Genomic DNA, 18777 nt, shown 5'->3' with positions numbered 1-18777 from the left:
AGGAATGCGAACCCAAAGACGCGGTGCCTTCGTCAGCCCAATCCCCCGCGGGCGACGAGGGCATCGCTTTGTGCTGCGCGTCCAATAGGTGACCAATGAAGAAGGTGTCCAACAGAGGGGCTTCGCCCCTGCCTTGACGGTGCCTGCCTCTCGTATTCTCGCCGCATGACTGAGCACTTAGGGAAAGACGACGAAAGCGCCCTGCTCGACCTGCTCCAGGAACAGCGCATCGGGACGCTCGTCACCCTCAAACGCGACGGCCGCCCGCAGCTCTCCAACGTCGGCTACGCCTACGACCCCGAGGCCCGCCTCATCCGCCTCATGGTGACCGACAGCCGCGCCAAGACCCGTAATCTGCGCCGCGATCCGCGGGCGAGCTTCCTTGTCACCGACGGCGCCGGGTTCTCCTACATGGTCGCCGAGGGCGACGCCGAACTGACGCCGGTCGTGACCGACCCGCATGACGCGGTCGCCGACGAACTGGCCGTGGTGTTCCGGGGGTTCCAGGGCGAGCACCCCGACTGGGAGGGGTTCCGCGCCGCGATGGTGAGGGAACGGCGCCTGGTGGTACGGCTGCACGTGAAGCACCTGTACGGGGCGGCCGGAAAGCGGGTCCTCGCGGGCAGCGGCCCCAAGGTGGCTTTCAAGGGTCCCGGTGACGCCGCGGACGGTCCCGCTCTGCAGGGCGGCCCGGGTCTGCAGGTCGGCCTCGGCTCGGATGGCCCGCCGCCCTACGTCCGGTAGAGATCCGTCAGGAGCGCCACCGCGGCGTGCGTCACGGGATGCGGGTCGTGGCGGCGCCAGATGAGACGGACGGCGATAGGGCCGGCGTCGCGCAGCGGGCGGAACACGACGCCGTCGCGGCGGTACTGGTTGGCGGTGCTCTCCGGTGTGAGGCCCACGCAGCGGCCCGACGCGATGATGGCGAGCCAGTCGTCGATGTCCTGGGTGTACTCCACCGGGGGGCGGGCCTCTTGGGGCCAGAGCTCGGCGGTGGTGGTGCCGGTGCGCCGGTCGACGAGCAACGTCCGCTCCCGTATGTCGGCCAGCGGGATGGAGCGGCGCCTGGCCCACGGGTCGTCGCTCGCCATGGCGCAGAAGCGGCGCTCGTGACCGACGACGGCGCTGGCGAAACGGGTCTCGTCGAAGGTCGTGCGTACGACGGCGAGATCGCACAGGCCCTCGGCGAGACCGCCGGTCGCCGAGTTCGTCCGGACCAGGTACAGCTCGACGTCGGGACGGACGGCCGCCCAGCGGCGCTGGAACTCCGCCGTGTGGCGGCCCATCGCCGACCAGGCGTGGCCGATGCGCAGCCGCGTGTGCCCGGTGGTCGCCTCACGGATGAGATCGTCGGCCTCCGCGAGCAGATGACGGGCGCGGGCGAGCACCTGCACTCCCGCCGTGGTGGGCGTGACGCTTCGGCTGGTGCGATGCAGCAGGCGCACCCCGAGAACGTCCTCGAGGCCGCTGAGGGTCCGGGACACGGCCGCTTGGGACACGCCGAGCTCGGCGGCGGCATCGGTGAAGCCGCCGGTGTCGACGATGGCCACCAGACAGCGCAGATGACGCAGTTCCAGATGCATGGCGACACCGTATACAAGGCCTCGCAGCATAGATAACCAGAACGTATGGATGAACACTCGCATGCATTTTTCGTATGCACGCGAGTGGCGCATCCTGCGGTGCATGCGAACGTCTCAGAGCGAAGCCGGACCCGTCGCCTTCGTCCCCGGGGAAGCGACGGAGAGCTCCCCGGGCCGCCTCCCGGGCATCGCGATGATGCTCGGCAGCGGCCTGTCCAACCAAGTCGGCGCCGCCACCGGCGCGTTGGCGTTCGACGCCATAGGCCCGGCCGGGGTGGTGGCCGTGCGGCAATGGATAGCCGGAGCCGTACTGATGGCGGTGGGCAGGCCCAAGCTGCGCACCTTCACCCGGCGCCAGTGGTGGCCGCTCCTGTGTCTCGCGGCGGTCTTCGCCACCATGAACCTCTCCCTGTACACGGCGATCGACCGCGTGGGCCTCGGCCTCGCCGTGACCCTGGAGTTCCTGGGCCCGCTGACGGTCGCCCTCGCCGCGTCCCGCCGCGCGGTGGACCTGGGCTGCGCCGTCATCGCGGGCGCGGCGGTGGCCGTCCTTGCCAGGCCGCAGCCCAGCACGGACTACGCCGGTATCGCCCTCGGCCTGCTCGCCGCGGTGTGCTGGGCCTCGTACATCCTGCTCAACCGCGCGGTCGGAGCCCGGCTTCCCGGCGTCGAGGGCTCGGCCACCGCCGCGGGGATCTCCGCGCTCCTCTACCTGCCGATCGGCATCGCGGTGCTCGCCCACCACCCGCCGACCGCCACCGCCCTGGCCTGCGCCGCCGCCGCGGGCATCCTCTCCTCCGCCGTCCCCTTCCTCGCCGACCTGCTCGCCCTGCGCCGGGTCGACGCCCGCTTCTTCGGCATCTTCATGAGCGTCAACCCGGTCCTCGCGGCGCTGGTGGGCATGGTCGTCCTGGGCCAGCCGCTGCACCGGACGGAGGGGCTGGCCATCGCGGCGATCGTGACGGCGAACGCGGTGAGCATCCTCGTCCCCCGGCGGCGCCGCTGTATGTAGCATCGCTTAACGAAGCTTCAAAACTCTTTGCTTGTCCTTTCAGGTCGGTGGCGGCATCGTTCCCTGACAACGGACCAGAGCGAGGAGAACAACAGTGAACGGCGTTCCCGGAAGAACATGGGCAGGAGCGAGGGTGGGCGTGCTCGCCCTCCTCTGGGGATCGACCTTCCTCTGGATCAAACTGGCCCTGGAAAGCCTGACCCCCGTCCAGGTCACCCTCATCCGCTGCGCGCTCGGCGCCGCCACGCTCACGGTCCTGCTGTTCGGTACGCGCAAGCGCCTGCCGCGGGGCCGGGCGACGTGGAAGCACATCTTCGTCGCCGCGTTCTTCTGCAACGCCCTGCCGTTCGGCCTCTTCAGCGTCGGCGAGCAGACCGTCGACTCGGGGATCGCCGGCGTGCTGAACGCGACGACGCCGCTGTGGTCCGTCCTGATCGGCCTCGCCATCGGCACGGAACGAGGACTGCGACCCATCCGCCTAGCCGGGCTCCTCCTGGGATTCGCGGGTACGTTGCTGATCTTCGCCCCGTGGCACCAGGCCGGGCTCGCGAGTTGGGGCGCCCTCGCCCTCCTGGGCGCGGCGGCGAGCTACGCCGTCGGCTTCGCGTACATGGGGCATCACCTCGTCGGGAAGGGCGTGCCCACCCTCTCCCTCTCCGCGGCGCAGCTCATGGCCGCGACGGGCCTGACGACGCTGGCCCTGCCGGCCGGTGGCCTGGAGACGATCCACGTCGACCCCATGGCCCTGATCGCCGTCGCCCTGCTCGGGATCTTCGCCACCGGCGTCACCTTCCACCTCACCTACCGGATCATCGCGGACGAAGGGGCGACCAACGCCGCGACCGTCGGCTATCTGCTGCCGGTGGTCTCCGTGGGGTTGGGTGCCGTCGTGCTCGACGAGGCTTTCAGCCTCCGCGTGGCGGCGGGCATGGTGGTCGTACTCCTCGGGGTCGGCATGACGCGCAGGCAGAAGCGGAATCCGGGGTCCGACGTGCCCGGAGCTCCGGCGGGCTCGGGCAGCGCCTCGCAGGACCTTGTCCGAATGCCGCCAGCACGCGCGGAGGCCGCTGGGGACCATGGGGTATGCGGGGGCCGGTCGGCCTGACTCGCCCGCCCTGATCCGATCCGCAGGGGGAACCCCTCATGACACCCCACACCACTCACCCGGCAGTCACCCACGTCGGCGAACGCGTCGCGGCCTGCGACTGGGACGCCCTGACCGCCGAACTCGACGAACACGGCAACGCACTCACCGGCCGGCTCCTCACCCCTGCCGCATGCCGTGACATCGCGGCCCTGTACGACGAGACGGACCGGTTCCGCTCGACCGTCGACATGGCCCGCTACCGCTTCGGCTCCGGCCAGTACCGCTACTTCACCCACGAACTGCCCGATGCCGTACGGGAGTTGCGCGAGGCGTTCTACCCCCGGCTGCTGCCCATCGCCCGCGACTGGGCCGCGAAGCTCTCAAAGGCAGCCCCCTGGCCCGAAAGCCTGGGGGAGTGGGTGGCGATGTGCCACGCTGCCGGACAGGCCAAGTCCGCGCAGATCCTGCTGCGTTACGGGCCCGGCGACTGGAACGCCCTGCACCGCGATGTTTTCGGAGACATGCTCTTCCCGCTCCAGGTCGTCATCGGACTCGACGCTCCCGGAACGGACTTCACCGGCGGCGAGTTCATCATGACCGAGCAGCGCCCCCGCGCCCAGACGCGCGGCTCGTCCACGACGCTCCCTCAGGGGCACGGGTTGATCTTCACGACCCGCGACCGGCCCGTGGCCTCGAAACGCGGCTGGTCGACCGGGCCGATGCGGCACGGCGTGAGCACCGTCCGCTCAGGACGGCGACGCACGCTCGGTCTGGTTTTTCACGACGCGGCGTGAACCCCGGGCAGCACGCCGGTCACCCCCGGTCACCGCCCCTGCGCGGTCTGCCCGCCCGCTCAGTACGCTCGTCGGAGAACAGACCCAGAAAGCGCCACGCCACCATGAGCATCCTGAAGGACCGGGAAGCATCCCGCTCGCCCCTCATCCGCCCCGCCGAGATGGCCGCCCACGCGGACCTGACCGCCCCAGCCGCGCACACCGAAGCCGAACTCGACGCCCTCATCGGCCTGTTGACGCTCCCGAAGGCGCGCATCGAGACCGTCACCATCGGCCACAGCCGCGATCCGGCCTCCCGCGCCGCCGCCGAAGCCTTCGCCGCGGCGTGGAACGCCCGCGGCGGCACGGTCCTCACCACGGTGAGCTGGCCCGAGACGGCCGCGTCCTGGCTGCGCCCCGCGAACCGGCTGACCGCCGAGCTCCCGGACGCCTGGGTGCTGGCCGCGGCGCCGCTCGGCCTCGCCCAGCTGGCCCGCCGCCTGCGCCACTCCACCGACTGGGACCCGGCCCGCAGCTACGCCTTCGCCTCCCTCCAGGACCCCCGCCTGCCCGCGCTCGCCGGACACGACGTCCTGCACGGCATGCGCGGCGCCACCGCCGACGGAGCCACCTGGGACGTACGCCACGGCTGGGTCACCACCTACCTGCCCGCGGAGGCCGCCCCGTGAGCGCCCTGATCCCCCGCCCCACCACGGAGGTCGCCCCCGGAGCGGTGCACGTGCCTCAGTGGCTCACCCCGGAGCAGCAGCGTGAACTCGTCGAGGCGTGCCGCGGCTGGGCCACCGGGCCGGTGCCGATCCGCCACACCGAGCTGCCGCGCGGCGGGGTGATGTCCGTGCGGACGGTGTGCGTCGGCTGGCACTGGCAGCCGTACAAGTACACCCGCACCGCCGGTGACGTGAACGGCCGCCGCGTCGCCGAGTTCCCCGGCTGGATGGTCGACCTCGGCCGCCGTGCGCTGCTCGCGGCGTACGGGGACGCGTCGGCCGCGGCCGGGTACACCCCGGACACGGCGCTGATCAACTTCTATGACGGGCAGGCCAGGATGGGCATGCACCAGGACAAGGACGAGCGCTCCCCGGCCCCGGTCGTCTCGCTGTCCATCGGCGACACCTGCGTCTTCCGTGTGGGCAACACCGAGACGCGTACGAAGCCGTACACCGACATCGAACTGGCCTCCGGCGACCTGTTCGTCTTCGGCGGCCCCTCGCGCTACGTCTTCCATGGCGTGCCCAAGGTCCACGAAGGCACCGCGGACCCCGCCTGCGGCCTGGCCTCGGGGCGCCTGAACATCACGATGCGGGTCACCGGCCTGACCGACTGACCGGCCGGGACCCCGCGTCGCGCCGCTACTCGAAGCGCGAGGTGTCGCCCGCGCCGCGCCGTACGATCTCGGCCTCGCCGCCGGAGAAGTCGATGACCGTGGTCGGGCTCGTCCCGCAGTCGCCCGAGTCGACGACGGCGTCCACCACGTGGTCGAGCCGTTCCTTGATCTCCCAGCCCTGCGTCAGCGGCTCCTCCTCCTCGGGCAGGAGCAGGGTGCTGGAGAGCAGCGGCTCACCGAGCTCGGCGACCAGGGCCTGCGTGACCACATGGTCGGGGATCCGGACTCCGACTGTCTTCTTCTTCGGGTGCAGGAGCTGGCGCGGCACTTCCTTCGTCGCGGGCAGGATGAAGGTGTAGCTGCCGGGGGTGGCCGCCTTGATCGCGCGGAACACGTCGTTGTCGACGTGCACGAACTGACCCAGCTGCGCGAAGTTCTGGCACACCAGGGTGAAGTGGTGGCGGTCGTCGAGGCGCCGGATCGTGCGGATCCGGTCGAGGCCGTCGCGGTTGCCCAGCTGGCATCCCAGCGCGAAGCAGGAGTCCGTCGGATACGCGACGAGCCCGCCGGAGCGGATGCTGTCGGCCACGGTGTTGATGATCCGCGGCTGAGGGTTGTCGGGGTGCACGTCAAAATACTTCGCCATCCGCCGAGCGTACGTGATCGCCCCACAAGCCCCACGGTGCGCACGGCGCGACCCTCAGTCCTCCTCGGCGAACGGCTGGTCGTCGTCGAGGACGCTGATCAGCGCGAGCGTGATGTTGTCGGGACCACCGGCGTCGATGGCGGCCTTCCACAGTTCGAAGACCGCACGGCCGCCGTCGTGGGTCTTGAGGATCTCGTCGAGGATGTCCTCGGGCACGGGGTCGGTCAGGCCGTCCGTGCAGACCACATACCGTTGCCCCACGACGAGCGGCACCGTGCTGACGTGCGGCGTGACCGCGCTGAACCGCGGTGCGCCGCCGAGCGCCTGCGTCACGATCGACGTGGTGCGCCTGCCGGGAGCCAAGGGCGGGCTGTCGTCGACGCTCACCTGGCGCAGCGTCTTGTCCGCGCCGCCCAGGCTCACGTCGAGCACCCTGCTGTCGCCGACGTTGAACACCAGGAGCTCCGTCCCGAGTACCACGACACCGGCGACCGTCGTGCCCATGGTGGTCAGCTCCGGGTCGCGTTCGGCGGCCCCGTACACCGCGTTGTTGCACACGCTCAGCGCGTCCCGCACGGTCTGCTCGCTGTCCATGGCGGGTCCGAGCTCCGCGAGCCGCCGGACGACGATGCCGCTGGCCACCTCGCCGCCCGGCTGTCCGCCGATGCCGTCGGCGACCGCGACGACGAGGGGATTGCCGAGCGGGAACCCCAGTGTCTGCGGGTTCTCGGTCATGGTCCCGCACAGGGTCCACGGGCCGACGGCCAGGCTGTCCTCGTTGTGGTCGCGCATGAGCCCGGGATGGCTCAGAGCGGTGACTGTCACGTACGGCATCTCATGTCCCGCCTCTCCGTCCGCACCACCATTGTCGCGCCGTGAGCCGCTGGGGGCCCGCTGGGCCTGCCGCTCCCTTCACGCACGCGGTTCTCAGCCGTCCTTCCGCCAGGGCCTACAGGATCATGCGACCCGCAGGCTACCCTCCGGCACCGACCAGTCCGCCTTCCCGCCGTCCCGCAGCGTACGCATGCGCGGCACAACGGTCTTACCCGGCGAGGGAAACAACGGGGAACCCGGCGACGAGGGCATGCCGACACATCGCCTCCAGGTCCCCATGCCCAACGCACCGCCTTTCGCCCTCGGTACGTTCGACACCATCGGGCCGATGTCGCGTGCCCCGTTTCCGCACCGGCACACCTTCCACGAGATCGTCCACGTCACCGGCGGCACCGGCCGCCACGTCGTAGACATCGACCGCTTCGTCCTGCGCCCGCCGAACCTGTGCTTCATCGCCCCAGGCCAGGTCCACCACTGGGAGAACGTCACCGGCCTGGAGGGACACGTCATCCTCTTCACCGACGACTTCCTCCTGGACCATCCCGCGGACCGTAACGTCCTGCGGGGGCTCGGGCAGCGCTCCTGGCTCGATCCGGCAGACCAGAGTCCACGAGGCCAAACGCCTGCTCCTGCGTACGCAGTTGTCGGCCCGTCAGGTAGGCGTCCGGGTCGGCTTCGGGGACCCGGCCTACTTCTGCCGTTTCTTCCGCCGCGAGACCGGCGCGAGCCCCGGGGACTTCCGCCGCGGCACCGGCGATATTCACCACGACCACCGGCTTGAGTCCATCGCCCGCCCCCGGCCCTCCGCATAGCTTCATAGCCGATCCGGAACCCACCCCACCCTTTCAGGAGGAGCGATGGACCACCGCACGGTCGGAAACGCGAAGGAGGCGGACTTCGACTTCGTCCTGAACGTGCCGCAGTAGCCCTGCGGATGCCTTGACAGTGGCCGCCCCGCGGCGATCGCCTGTAGCCCTGCCGTGACAGCACGCGGCGTCCATGAGGCACGGGAACCGGGGGAGTGGCGGGTCATGTTGCGGGTGTACTTCACGGCCGAGGACCTGGCGCGGGTGCGGGTCGCCTCGGGGCCGGACATCCTGTGGGAGATCAGCAACAGCGTACAGACCCTGCAACGGCGCGACGGGGCAAGGGTGTTCGGCGCGTGGCGCCGGTGGGCGAGGCCGCGGCTTTCGGAGAGCTGCCGGCTCCTGTCACCCCTTCTGCCGCCGCACGGCTGCTCTCCCGACTTCCTCACGCCCACCCACGGTGACGGCGCGACGCTGCACGCGGCGGTCGACACTCTCGTACGCACACCCCGTTCGCGCCTGCGCACCGACCTGTCGCGGGTGGCCGCTTCACGTCGGCTGCCGGGCTGGACGGAGTCGCTGGCGCGCGGGGACAGCGCCGCGTTGCGGCAGTTGGGGCGGGCTCTGCACACGTATCACGTGGAGGCGCTCGCGCCGTTCTGGCAGCGGATCCACGCCCAGATCGACGCCGACCGCATCATGCGGCTGCACAGTCTCCTGGGCGGCGGCACCGAGGGGCTTCTGGCGGGGCTCGGACCCCAACTACGCTGGAAATACCCGGTGTTGGAGGCCGACTATCCCGTGGACCAGCATCTGCGTCTCGACGGCCGGGGAATCATCCTGCAGCCCTCGTTCTTCTGCTGGCCCACGCCCGTCACGCTCGCCGACGGCGAACTGCCGCCCGTGCTCGTGTATCCCATCGACCACGCGATGGACTGGACCCATCCCGATCCGCCCGACCGCTCGGACGACGGCGCTCTGGGGCCACTGATGGGGTACACGCGCGCCGCCGTCCTCAAGGCGGTCCGCACCGGCGCCTCCACGGTCGAGCTCGCCCGCCTGCTTGAGGTCACCCACCCGGCCATCAGCCAGCACGTGAAGATCCTGCGCGCCGCGGGCCTGGTGACCACCGCCCGCAGAGGCGGCCGGTCGTTCCACGTCGCTACCCCGCAAGGGCGTGCGCTGCTGCGCAGCGGCGAGCGCGGCACCACCGCTTAGCCGGACGGGTCCTCATGCGCCGCCCGCCGTCAGAACTTCGGTCCGGGGGCCGCCGTAAGCCTGGGCTTTCATTCATTGCGTCTGGCATGGGCATGCAAGGAAGCTGACCGCGCTGTTGCACACGCATCCCCCCACCGCGTTGCGTCCCGCCATCCCGCCCGAAGGGACGCACCGACGATCCGATGAAGGAGTGGCGTTGCGCACTACCCGCACCCTCACCCGCACGATCACCCACCCGATGGCCGTGGCCGCCACGCTCGCCGTCGCGGGCACCCTGTTCGCCGCGCCCGGCATCGCCCAAGCCTCGGAGCCCCGGGCTGCCGCCGCGGCGTCCTCCGGGCACGGCCTGAAGTGGTTCCAGGAGCGGCACGGCCTGGACCGTACCGGCTCCGTCGACGGCGCGACCGCGAGAGCCCTGCGGCAGGCCTCGGATGGCGAACTGCACCAGACCTTCCGGACCGCGGCCGACCTCGGACCCGAGGAACTGGCCAACGCGCGCACCGTCATAGGTGTCGGCAAGGGCGCGCAGATCCCCGAACAGGGCCAGGTCATCGCGCTGATGACCGCCATGCAGGAATCGAAGTTCGTCAACTACCTGACGCCCGTGGACCACGACTCCCTGGGGATCTTCCAGCAGCGTCCCAGCACGGGCTGGGGCACTCCCGAGCAGATCACCGACGTCGCCACCTCCTCCAAGTCCTTCTACGGAGTGGCTCCCTTCGGCAGCAACCCGGGGCTGATCCAGATCGACGGCTGGCAGACCATGCCCCCGGGCGACGTCTGCCAGGCCGTCCAGGTCTCGGCCTTCCCGGACCGCTACGCCCAGTGGGAGCAGTTCGCCCGCGACCTGCTCGCCCAGGAAGGCCCATCGGTCCCGCCGATTCCCTGAGCCCCGATGCGCCTCTACCGCCCCCACCCCTCACACCAGGAGCCCGTATGCGTAAGAGACTTGTCGCCACAGCGATCGCCGTAGCCGCGGTGGGGGCCCTCGTCAGCCCGGCCGCGGCCCAGGCGGACCCCGCCCGTCCGCACGGCGTGTCGGTGCTCGGTCACGGCTCGAAGGCCGGGACCGCTGTCGTCAGCGGGCAGAACGAACCGGGAACCCGGCTGAGCGTCGGCGGTGCGCGCACGGCGAGCGCGCACACGCTCCCGGTCGACTACCAGGTCCAGGAGACCGGCTACTGGTGCGGCCCCGCCGCCACCCGCATCGCCCTGTCCGCACGCATGGCCGCGCCCAGCCAGAGCGCCCTGGCCGCACAGATCGGCACCACCGAGGCGGGAACCGATCACATCAGCCAGGTGACCGGCGTACTCAACGCCAACCTCGGCACCGGCTGGTACGAGACCAAGGAGATGCCGAACGATCCGCCCACCCAGGCACAGAAGGACCTGCTGTGGAACGACATCGTCCTGGACATCGACAACAACTACCCGCTGGTGACCAACATCGTGGCCCCGCCCGGCAACCAGCCGCCCGGCTATCCGTCGGACCAGACGATCTACCACTACTTCACGGTGATCGGGTACGACGACGCCAACCGCACGGTCCTCATCGCCGACCCCGCATCCTTCGGCGGCAACCAGATCTACTGGCTCTCCTTCGAGCAACTCGCGACCCTGATCCCGCCGAAGGGGTACGCGGCCTGAACCGCGTCCGTGGGTGACGTCCGCGGGTGACGTCCGTGGGTGACGTCGCGCGGTGCGACGCCACCCACGGACGCGCGGTCGCCGTTTCGGGGAGAACGGCGACAGCCTCAGCGGCGCCGACTCCGCTGAGGCCGTACAGGAGGCAGGGTCCGGGCCGTCCCTTCGGCCGCGGTGCGGTCACGGACACATCGGGCTACTTCTTGCTTCCGCCGAAAGGGGGTGCGCGGATGCACTCGCCCGAAGATTCTTTTGGGGGTCGTCCTGTACGCCCTCAAGACGCAGGCGCAGCCGGTACATGCCCCGCCGCGCGTGACTCTTGACCGTGCCCAGGGGCCAGCCGGTGCGCTCGGCGATCTGCGGCTGAGTGAGGTCCTCGTAGAAGGTCAGGCGCAGCACCGTCCGCTGCGGCCCCGGCAGCATCGCCAACTCCTGTGTCACAAGGGCCCGGTCGACTGCCGAGTCCATGTCCTCCTGGGTGCCGTACTCCACGGCGTACAGCGCCCCGACATCCTCGACGAGGGCCGCCCGCCGGGTGCGCGCCGCCAGCGCGTCCGCGATGCGGCGCCGGGTGATGCCGGTCAACCAGGCGGCCGGGCTGCCCAGTTCGGGGCGGTAGCCCGCCCGGCCGCGCCAGGCGGCGAGGAACACCTGCTGGGTGACGTCCTCCGCCTCGCGGGTGTCGCCGAGCGCACGCCGGGCCTGGGCGTACACCAGCGGCTGCCACCGGCGGTACACGGCGGTGAGGCAGGCCTCGTCGCCGCGGGCGAGGCCGGCGGCCGGTTCCGCGTACCGCTCCCCGGCGGGGTCCCGTGCTGGTTCTGCCACCACTGTTGCCATTGACGCTTCGTCAGCTCCTTGAGGTGATCGGAACTGCCCCACGACCGGACGGAATCGGGCTGTCAGGCCGTGGCGGCGGACGCGATCCGGTCATCCTGGAAACAGCTCCTCGCACACGGCAACTCGCATCGGTTGTGCGTCGTATCGTGACCGGATGAGCGAGGGGCAACGCCGCGGTGAAGGGCGACACAGCGGTCAGGGCGCCGAGTCGGCGGGGACGGGAGTCACCACCGGCGCCTTGGCCAGACGGCTCGGGGTGTCGCCCACGACATTGCGCACCTGGGACCGCAGATACGGCCTGGGTCCCGCGCGGCGCGAGACCGGTCACCACCGCCGCTGGACGGAGCGGGACATCGCCATGGTGGAGGAGATGGGCCGCCTCACATCGGCGGGGGTGCCGCCCGCCGAAGCCGCCCACGAGGCACTGAAGTTCCTCGGCCCTGAGGCTGCGCCCGCACAGGCTTCCGTGCCGCAGCCGCGGCGCGTGCGCAGTACGCCGACGCCCTCACCCGAGACGTTCGTCCGCCGGCAGCGGGGGCTCTCGCGCGCCGCCGTACGCCTCGACGCCCCCGCGGTGCAGGGCCTGTTGACCGACATGGTGGAGAGCCACAGCCTGGTCACCGCGTGGCAGGAGGTGATGGTGCCTGCGCTGCACGCGGTGGGCCGCAAGTGGGAGGAGGCCGGCGACCGCTACGTGGAGGTCGAGCACATGCTGTCCTGGCACGTCTCCCGCACCCTCCACCGCTGCTCCACGGCTCCGGCCGCACCGTCCACGACGGCCCCCCTGGTCCTGGCCTGCGTACCGGGTGAACAGCACTCGCTCCCGCTGGAGGCGCTCAGCGCCGCACTGGGTGAACTCGGCGTCCCACAGCGGATGTTCGGTGCCGCCGTGCCGGTCGAGGCGGTCTCCGCGGCGGTCCGCAGGACGGGCCCCGCGGTCGTCGTGCTGTGGTCGCAGGCCCGCTCGACCGCGAGCGTCCCGCTGGCCCGGCACATCGCCGACGCACGCTGGGGAGTGCGCGGCGCCCGGGGCCGCCCCACGGTCATGCTGGCCGGGCCCGGCTGGGCGGGCCCCGCGGTACGCGGGGCCCTGCGACCGGTCGACCTCCGGGAGGCGCTGACCCAGATCGGCAGGGTGTGCGGGGCCCCCGCGCCCGAGGGCGGCTCCGTGTGAGCCCGGGTCAGCCCGTGCCCTCGTACGGGCTGAGGCGGCGGTACGCGGCGCGCGCGTGAAGGACGCGGCCCGCGGCCGTGCCGATGAGCGCCGCGGCCAAGAGGCAGGCCATCCACTCGGGATCCCGGTGTCCGGCCCAGGAGATCTGGCCGGTGGGATGGGTGGCGAAGACGTTCAGGAGGATCCAGCACAGCAGCGCCGTCCCCGGCGCCGCGGCGAAACGGCCCCGCACACCGAGCAGCGCCGCCAGCACGGAGAGGGCCGCCAGCGCGAGGCCGGTGCGGTCGAGCGCGTCGAGCAGATCGAGCACGCTCACCAGCACGAACGAACCCGCGTACGCGGCCGTCCAGATAAAGGGTGTGGCCACAGGTTCGGGAACGACTCTCGCTCCCTTGGCCATGTACCGCCACTCCACCAGCATCGTCGGTTCCTCCCCACCGCCGGTCCGCCGGGGACGCTGTCGCCCCGGGGCTGTCCAAGACCGGCACCTCCCACGACGTGACCACGCCTCGCAGGTCGGGCACGGGGCGTGGTCCTGGCCAGATTGTCGCACCACGTCCGGGGCCGCTGTCCGTCAGGAGGCGAGCCGCCGCAGCGCCCGGATCAGGGCGTCGACCCCCGCCTCCGCCTTCTTCCGCGGACAGCCGACGTTGAGCCGCACCCAGCCCGGGGACCCGTACGCGGAGCCCGGCATGACGGCCACTTTCTCGACCTCGACGAGCTCGCGCTGCAAGGCGTCGTCGTCGGCTTCCAGGGGCCGCAGGTCGATCCAGGCGAGGTATCCGGCCTGCGGCGGCTCCCAACCGAGCCGTGGGAACGCCGCGTCAAGGCGCTCGGCGACCATCGCGAGGTTGCCCGCCAGGTAATCCCGCAGCGCGTCGAGCCACGGCGCCCCCTCGCGGTAGGCGGCGATGTGCCCGACGAGGGACAGCACCGCGGGGGAGGAGAGGCCGTCCGCTTCCTTCAGGCGGCGCAGATAGGCGTCACGCGATTCCGGATCGCCGATGATCCCGTAACTCCCGGTCAAAGCGGGGATGTTGAAGGACTTCGAAGCGGATGTGATCACCGCCCAGCGCCCCTCGCCGCCGTGCAGCGCCCAGGGGCGGTGCACATGAGGGCCGTACGCGAGATCGCCGTGGATCTCGTCGCTGATGACCGCGACCCCGTGCCGCGCGCAGAGCTCGGCCATGCGGTCCAGCTGGTCCGCGGGCCAGACGCGCCCCGTCGGATTGTGCGGCGAACACAGCAGCAGGACGGAGGTGTCGGGCAGCGCGAGCAGCCGTTCCAGCTCCGCCCAGTCGCGCATCGGACAGGGCCGCAGCTCCCGGCCGTGCGCGGCGACCGTCTTGGGGAACGCGTCGTACATGGGGGTGTGGGCGACGACTCCGTCACCCGGCCGCGACCACATGCGCAGCAACTGGGACAGCTGATAGACGACGGACGGCCCGTACACGATCGACTCGGGATCCACCGTCGTGGAGTGCCGCGTCGCGTACCAGTCGACGACGGCGGAGAGGAAGTCCCTCTGACGCCACCGCGAATAGCCGAGCACACCGTGTTCGAGCCGCGCGCGCAGCGCGGTCAGGACCTCCGGCGCCGTCTCGAAGTCCATGTCGGAGATCGTGAACGGCAGGAGACCGGGGACGCCGAAGCGGTCCTCGACGTAGTCCCACTGGGTGCACCAGGTGCCGTGCCGGTCGACCACCGTGTCGAAGTCGTACGAGGGGATTGCCATGGGTCAGCCCACCGGGACCATCGTGGCGATCGCGTCCTTCACCGACTGGACCTGCGGGCCGATGATGACCTGGACGTTGTGCGCGTCGAGCTTGATGACGCCCACGGCGCCGAGCTTCTTCAGCCGCGCCTCGTCGACCAGCGCCGCGTCCGCCACGGTCATCCGCAGCCGCGTGATGCAGTTGTCCAGGGACCGGATGTTGTCGGCGCCGCCGATCGCGGCGAGCATGGCGACGGCGTCGTACTTCCCGGCGACCAGCTCGCGCGCCGGTTCGTCTTCGTCCACAGCTTCGTCGCTGGGTTCGTCGCTGGGTTCGTCGCGCCCGGGCGTCCTGAGGTCGAAGCGGGTGATCGCCCACCGGAACAGGAAGTAGTACGCGGCGAACCACACCGCGGCGATCACCGGCACCAGATACCACTTGGTCGTCGTCCCCTGGAGGACGCCGAACACCAGCCAGTCGATGACGTTGCCGTCCGTGTTGCCGATGAACACGCCGAGGACGGCCGCCGTCAGGAAGCCGAGTCCCACGAGGACCGCGTGGATGAGGTAGAGCCACGGCGCGACGAACAGGAACAGGAACTCCAGCGGCTCCGTGATGCCGCCGACCACGCACGCCACCACGCCGGAAATCAGCAGCGCCTTGATCTCCGGGCGCATCTTCTTGTGGGCGCAGTGGTACATGGCGAGCGCCGCGCCCGGCAGACCGCCCAGGTAGGCCGCCATCTTGCCCTGGGACAGGAAGTTGGTCGCGTCGGTCACGGCGGTGTTCGGCGGCGCCGAGCAGTCGAGGTGCGCGTAGAAGAGGTTCAGCGCGCCGGAGACCTGATCGCCGCAGACGGCGCCCGCGCCGCCGACATCCGTGAAGCGGAACATGGCCACCAGGATGTGGTGCAGGCCGATCGGCCGCAGCAGCACCTCGCCCATGCCGAAGAAGAACGGCCCGAAGACACCGGTGTGCCCGATGCCGCGGCCCACCGCGGTGATCCAGCCGTTGAACGTCGGCCACACCAGCGGGATGAGCAGCCCGAGCACGCTGAGGACGAGCGCGGAGATGATCGGCACGAAGCGCAGACCGCCGAAGAAGGCCAGCGCGTCCGGCATCCGCTGCGCACGAAAGCGCCGGTGGAGCACGCTGACAACGATGCCAACGGCCACGGCTCCGAGCAGTCCCGTATCGATGGACTGCACTCCGAGCACATCGGCTATGCCGTAGTGGGCGATGGCCTTCTTGTCCTCGAAGTCGACGCCTTTCGCGGTGAGGAAGAAGTTCACGGCGAGGTTCATCGCGGCGAATCCGACGAAACTGGAGAACGCGGCAACACCCTTGTCCTCGCGGGCGAGGCCGAGTGGAATCGCCACCGCGAACAGGACCGGCAGGAAGGTGAAGGCGACGAGGCCCGTGCTGGCCATCCACGTGAAGACGAGATGGAAGACCTCGGCCTTGAGGAAGGGGAGGTTCTCGGTGACGGCCTGGCTGGAGAGCGAGGAACCGATGCCCAGCATGATGCCGCAGAACGCGAGCAGGGCCACCGGGAGCATGAACGTCTTGCCGAGCCCCTGGAGGAATTCCCAGAGGGCGGCCTTGGTCTTGTGCATATGAGGGGAACTTTCGAGCCTGGGGAGGACCGACTCCGGCACTCACTCGCCGTGGCGACGACGCGGGGGAGCCACGGGCGGACCGAGGGGTGGACGAGGGCACGTGGGGAGGGGACGGGGCCTCGTGACGCACCCGGGGATCGCCCGGTGAGCAGCGACGGAGAGGGTCCGTTCCGCCGAACGGATCACATCACAGCCGGTTGACGGCTGTCCACGGCTGAAGGTCCCCTCCTCTGTACGTCAGGCCCTGGGCGGCATCGGGTCCGGGGTCGCCTTCCGGTGGTCTCTGACGGAACGCCGGAAGACCCTCTGAGCCGGTGCATCAACCTCCATGCACCGACACCGAGACAGACACCGACACCAGCTCCGCGAAGGGTCACTTCCGCATGCCCAAGTACGGAATCATCGCCGCCACCGCTTCCCTCGCCCTCGCCCTGGGAGGCGCCATGTCAGCGGCGTCCGCCGCCCAGGCCGCCCCGGCCGCCGCGACGGGTTCGGCCACCCTCGTGCACGACGACGCGCTCTACGGCGAGAACGGCAACGACACGATGTACGGCAACAGCGGCGACGACGTGCTGTACGGCGGCGCCGACCGAGACACGCTCTCGGGCGGCCCTGGCACGAACAAGGTGTACCAGGACTGAGAGTTGAGGCGCCTGCGGTCGTGAGGGAGCGCCACCCGCACCCTCACGATCACACCCCCGCTCCGCACGTCGGACCCTGGTGGCGCCTGACGTCCGCGTTTCGCAACTGATGTCACCGCTGTGTCACGCCCACGGCCGGCACCACAACTCCCGTACGGCTTCCCGTGTCGAACTGGGCGTCAGTGAGGAACGGGCGCTTACCAAGAGATAGCGCTCTATGCCCGGAACTTTCCGCTCATGCGTCAGACGACTTACGGGGAGCAGACCATGACCAGCACCTCCACCCACGCGAACACCGGCACGTCAACCGCCGCCCGCCCCCACCGCACCAAGGCATCGGCCGCCGTGGCCGCCGCGTCCTTCCTGCTGCTCACGGGCGTCAGCATCGCGGCGGCTCCCACGGCCCTGGCCGGAGTGCCGGGCGGTACGAGCGCCGCCGACCGCAACTCCGACTTCGACGGCGACGGTTACGACGACGTCCTGATCGGCGCCCCGGACGGAACCGTCGGCGGCAAGGAGGGCGCCGGGTACGTGACGGTCCAGTACGGCGCCGCCAACGGTATCGGCGTCAACAACAGTGTCCCCAAGGCCCGTACGGCCGTGATCAGTCAGTCCACCACGGGAATTCCGGGCAGCTCGGAGACGTACGACTCCTTCGGCTCGGCCGTCGCCACCGGTGACGTCGACGGGGACGGCTACGACGACGCGGTCATCGGTGCGCCCGGCGAGGACGTGGACGCGGTGGAGAACGCGGGCCGCGTGACCGTCCTGTTCGGTTCGAAGACCGGCCTTGGCGCCGCCCGCGCTCTGAACGTCTCCGCGACCGCCCCCGAGAAGGGCGCCCGCTTCGGAATGTCCGTCACCGCGGCCCGCTTCACCGGCGCGACCCCGGCCGACGTGATCGCGGTGCTCGACCACAGAGGCGCTCAGCTGTTCACCTACGGCGAGGGCGCGCTGCATCACACCGACTCCGTGGACACCACGGAGCACCCCGCGGGCACCGCCGTACAGCCGGGCTATCTGACCACCGGCGACTACAACAGGGACGGTTATGCCGACCTGGTCATCTCCGGCTACAGCCCCAACGACGGCTACTCACAGGGCTGGTCGACCGTCTACGGCGGCGGCGAGAGCGGCGTCAGCCACCAGCGGGACCTGAACGGCGGCCTGGGCACCGCATCCGGAGACATCAACAACGACGGGTACGACGACCTGGTCGTGGGCCAGTCGCGCGACTTCCCCAACGCCCCGCAGGGCGCGAACGGCGGGATGGTGGGCGTCTATTACGGCGGCGACGAAGGCCCCGCGGGCCAGGAGCCGGACAACGCGCCCCAGTGGTGGACGCAGGCCTCCGCGGGCGTTCCGGGCACGGCGGAGGACGGCGACGACTGGGGCGGGGAGCTCTCCGTGGACGACGTCGACGGAGACGGCTACGCGGACGTGGCCGTCGGCGCCCCCGGCGAGGACGTGGGGTCGGTACGGGACGCGGGCGCCGTCTGGCTGCTGCGAGGCTCAGGGGAGGGAGTGACCGGAGCGGGGGCGCAGTCCTTCGACCAGAACACCGCGTATGTCCCCGGTGTGGTCGAGGAGGGCGATGTCTGGGGCGGTCAGATCCGCCTCGCCGACACGGACGACGACGGCCGTTCCGAGCTGATCGCCGCGGCTCCCGGCGAGAACACGCACGACGGAGCGGTCTGGGCGCTGCCCGCGAGCACGAAGGGCCTGGTGGCGGACGGTTCCTGGTCCTACGGCGCGGCAGCGCTCGGCGCCCCGGCGACCGGCGCAGCGTTCGGCTCGGCCGTCGACGAGTGAGGGAACGAGGGGCGACCGTCGGGCGGAC

Annotated in this window: 17 protein-coding genes and 3 pseudogenes; 13 read left to right on the top strand and 7 right to left on the bottom strand. The window is 70.8% G+C overall.

Annotated features, from left to right (window positions below; all coding sequences use genetic code 11):
- Nucleotides 1-165: 165 nt before the first annotated feature.
- A pseudogene (locus ACGFX9_RS09180) lies at nt 166-597 on the top strand (PPOX class F420-dependent oxidoreductase); the annotation flags it as partial.
- Nucleotides 598-731: 134 nt separating this feature from the next.
- On the opposite strand, the gene ACGFX9_RS09175 reads toward ACGFX9_RS09180, so the two are convergent.
- The gene (locus ACGFX9_RS09175) at nt 732-1583 is read right to left on the bottom strand and encodes a LysR family transcriptional regulator (protein WP_393467112.1); all 852 of its coding nucleotides are present in this window, start codon (nt 1581-1583) and stop codon (nt 732-734) included.
- Nucleotides 1584-1686: 103 nt separating this feature from the next.
- Between ACGFX9_RS09175 and ACGFX9_RS09170 the strand changes: the two genes are divergently transcribed.
- The 5 genes from ACGFX9_RS09170 to ACGFX9_RS09150 all read left to right on the top strand — a co-directional run bounded on the left by ACGFX9_RS09170 (nt 1687) and on the right by ACGFX9_RS09150 (nt 5800).
- Complete coding sequence (locus ACGFX9_RS09170; RefSeq protein ID WP_393467110.1) at nt 1687-2595, top strand: DMT family transporter; 909 nt, start codon at nt 1687-1689, stop codon at nt 2593-2595.
- A gap of 133 nt (nt 2596-2728) precedes the next feature.
- A complete protein-coding gene (locus ACGFX9_RS09165) occupies nt 2729-3700 on the top strand; it encodes a DMT family transporter (RefSeq protein WP_393467107.1) in 972 nt (323 codons plus the stop codon).
- Nucleotides 3701-3738: 38 nt separating this feature from the next.
- Nucleotides 3739-4476: a 2OG-Fe(II) oxygenase gene (locus tag ACGFX9_RS09160; protein WP_393467104.1), complete on the top strand. Its 738-nt coding sequence runs from the start codon at nt 3739-3741 to the stop codon at nt 4474-4476.
- Nucleotides 4477-4580: 104 nt separating this feature from the next.
- On the top strand, nt 4581-5144 hold the full coding sequence (locus tag ACGFX9_RS09155) for a hypothetical protein (protein WP_393467101.1): 564 nt from the start codon (nt 4581-4583) through the stop codon (nt 5142-5144).
- Nucleotides 5141-5800: an alpha-ketoglutarate-dependent dioxygenase AlkB family protein gene (locus tag ACGFX9_RS09150; protein ID WP_393467098.1), complete on the top strand. Its 660-nt coding sequence runs from the start codon at nt 5141-5143 to the stop codon at nt 5798-5800. Before ACGFX9_RS09155 ends, ACGFX9_RS09150 begins: the two co-directional genes overlap by 4 nt.
- A 25-nt stretch (nt 5801-5825) precedes the next feature.
- Here the strand turns inward: ACGFX9_RS09150 and ACGFX9_RS09145 are convergent, their stop codons facing one another.
- Nucleotides 5826-6446, bottom strand: coding sequence for an L-threonylcarbamoyladenylate synthase (locus tag ACGFX9_RS09145; RefSeq protein WP_393467096.1), 621 nt, complete (start codon nt 6444-6446; stop codon nt 5826-5828).
- 54 nt (nt 6447-6500) lie between these two features.
- Nucleotides 6501-7280 (bottom strand): PP2C family protein-serine/threonine phosphatase, encoded by a 780-nt coding sequence (locus ACGFX9_RS09140; protein WP_393467093.1) that lies wholly within the window; start codon nt 7278-7280, stop codon nt 6501-6503.
- 190 nt (nt 7281-7470) lie between these two features.
- Here ACGFX9_RS09140 and ACGFX9_RS09135 point away from each other — a divergent pair.
- The 4 genes and pseudogenes from ACGFX9_RS09135 (at nt 7471) to ACGFX9_RS09120 (ending at nt 10951) form a co-directional block, all read left to right on the top strand.
- A pseudogene (locus ACGFX9_RS09135) lies at nt 7471-8092 on the top strand (AraC family transcriptional regulator).
- A 219-nt stretch (nt 8093-8311) separates the two neighbouring features.
- Entirely contained in the window at nt 8312-9304 is a 993-nt protein-coding gene (locus ACGFX9_RS09130) for an ArsR/SmtB family transcription factor (RefSeq protein WP_393467090.1), read from the top strand.
- Nucleotides 9305-9500: 196 nt separating this feature from the next.
- The gene (locus tag ACGFX9_RS09125; RefSeq protein ID WP_393467088.1) at nt 9501-10193 is read left to right on the top strand and encodes a peptidoglycan-binding protein; all 693 of its coding nucleotides are present in this window, start codon (nt 9501-9503) and stop codon (nt 10191-10193) included.
- Nucleotides 10194-10240: 47 nt separating this feature from the next.
- The gene (locus ACGFX9_RS09120) at nt 10241-10951 is read left to right on the top strand and encodes a C39 family peptidase (protein WP_393467085.1); all 711 of its coding nucleotides are present in this window, start codon (nt 10241-10243) and stop codon (nt 10949-10951) included.
- Nucleotides 10952-11128: 177 nt separating this feature from the next.
- Here ACGFX9_RS09120 and ACGFX9_RS09115 read toward each other — a convergent pair whose 3' ends face one another.
- Nucleotides 11129-11788, bottom strand: a complete 660-nt coding sequence (locus ACGFX9_RS09115) for an RNA polymerase sigma factor (RefSeq protein WP_393467083.1) — start codon at nt 11786-11788, stop codon at nt 11129-11131.
- 154 nt (nt 11789-11942) lie between these two features.
- Here ACGFX9_RS09115 and ACGFX9_RS09110 point away from each other — a divergent pair, with 154 nt between their 5' ends.
- On the top strand, nt 11943-12962 hold the full coding sequence (locus ACGFX9_RS09110; RefSeq protein ID WP_393467080.1) for a MerR family transcriptional regulator: 1020 nt from the start codon (nt 11943-11945) through the stop codon (nt 12960-12962).
- 7 nt (nt 12963-12969) lie between these two features.
- On the opposite strand, the gene ACGFX9_RS09105 is transcribed toward ACGFX9_RS09110, so the two are convergent.
- From ACGFX9_RS09105 to malX, 3 genes are all read right to left on the bottom strand, one after another.
- The gene (locus ACGFX9_RS09105) at nt 12970-13329 is read right to left on the bottom strand and encodes a hypothetical protein (protein WP_393467077.1); all 360 of its coding nucleotides are present in this window, start codon (nt 13327-13329) and stop codon (nt 12970-12972) included.
- 207 nt (nt 13330-13536) lie between these two features.
- On the bottom strand, nt 13537-14697 hold the full coding sequence (locus tag ACGFX9_RS09100) for a MalY/PatB family protein (RefSeq protein ID WP_393467074.1): 1161 nt from the start codon (nt 14695-14697) through the stop codon (nt 13537-13539).
- A 3-nt stretch (nt 14698-14700) separates the two neighbouring features.
- A complete protein-coding gene (gene malX, locus ACGFX9_RS09095; protein ID WP_393467071.1) occupies nt 14701-16293 on the bottom strand; it encodes a maltose/glucose-specific PTS transporter subunit IIBC in 1593 nt (530 codons plus the stop codon).
- 512 nt (nt 16294-16805) lie between these two features.
- Here malX and ACGFX9_RS09090 point away from each other — a divergent pair.
- Nucleotides 16806-16937, top strand: a pseudogene (locus tag ACGFX9_RS09090) (calcium-binding protein); the annotation flags it as partial.
- Nucleotides 16938-17204: 267 nt separating this feature from the next.
- Complete coding sequence (locus ACGFX9_RS09085) at nt 17205-18749, top strand: FG-GAP and VCBS repeat-containing protein (protein ID WP_393467068.1); 1545 nt, start codon at nt 17205-17207, stop codon at nt 18747-18749.
- Nucleotides 18750-18777: the final 28 nt, after the last annotated feature.

This window comes from Streptomyces sp. NPDC048436 (assembly GCF_043200355.1).
GTDB lineage: Bacteria > Actinomycetota > Actinomycetes > Streptomycetales > Streptomycetaceae > Streptomyces.
The sequence above is the reverse complement of the archived record's forward strand: the minus strand, read 5'-3'. Positions and strand labels throughout refer to the sequence as shown.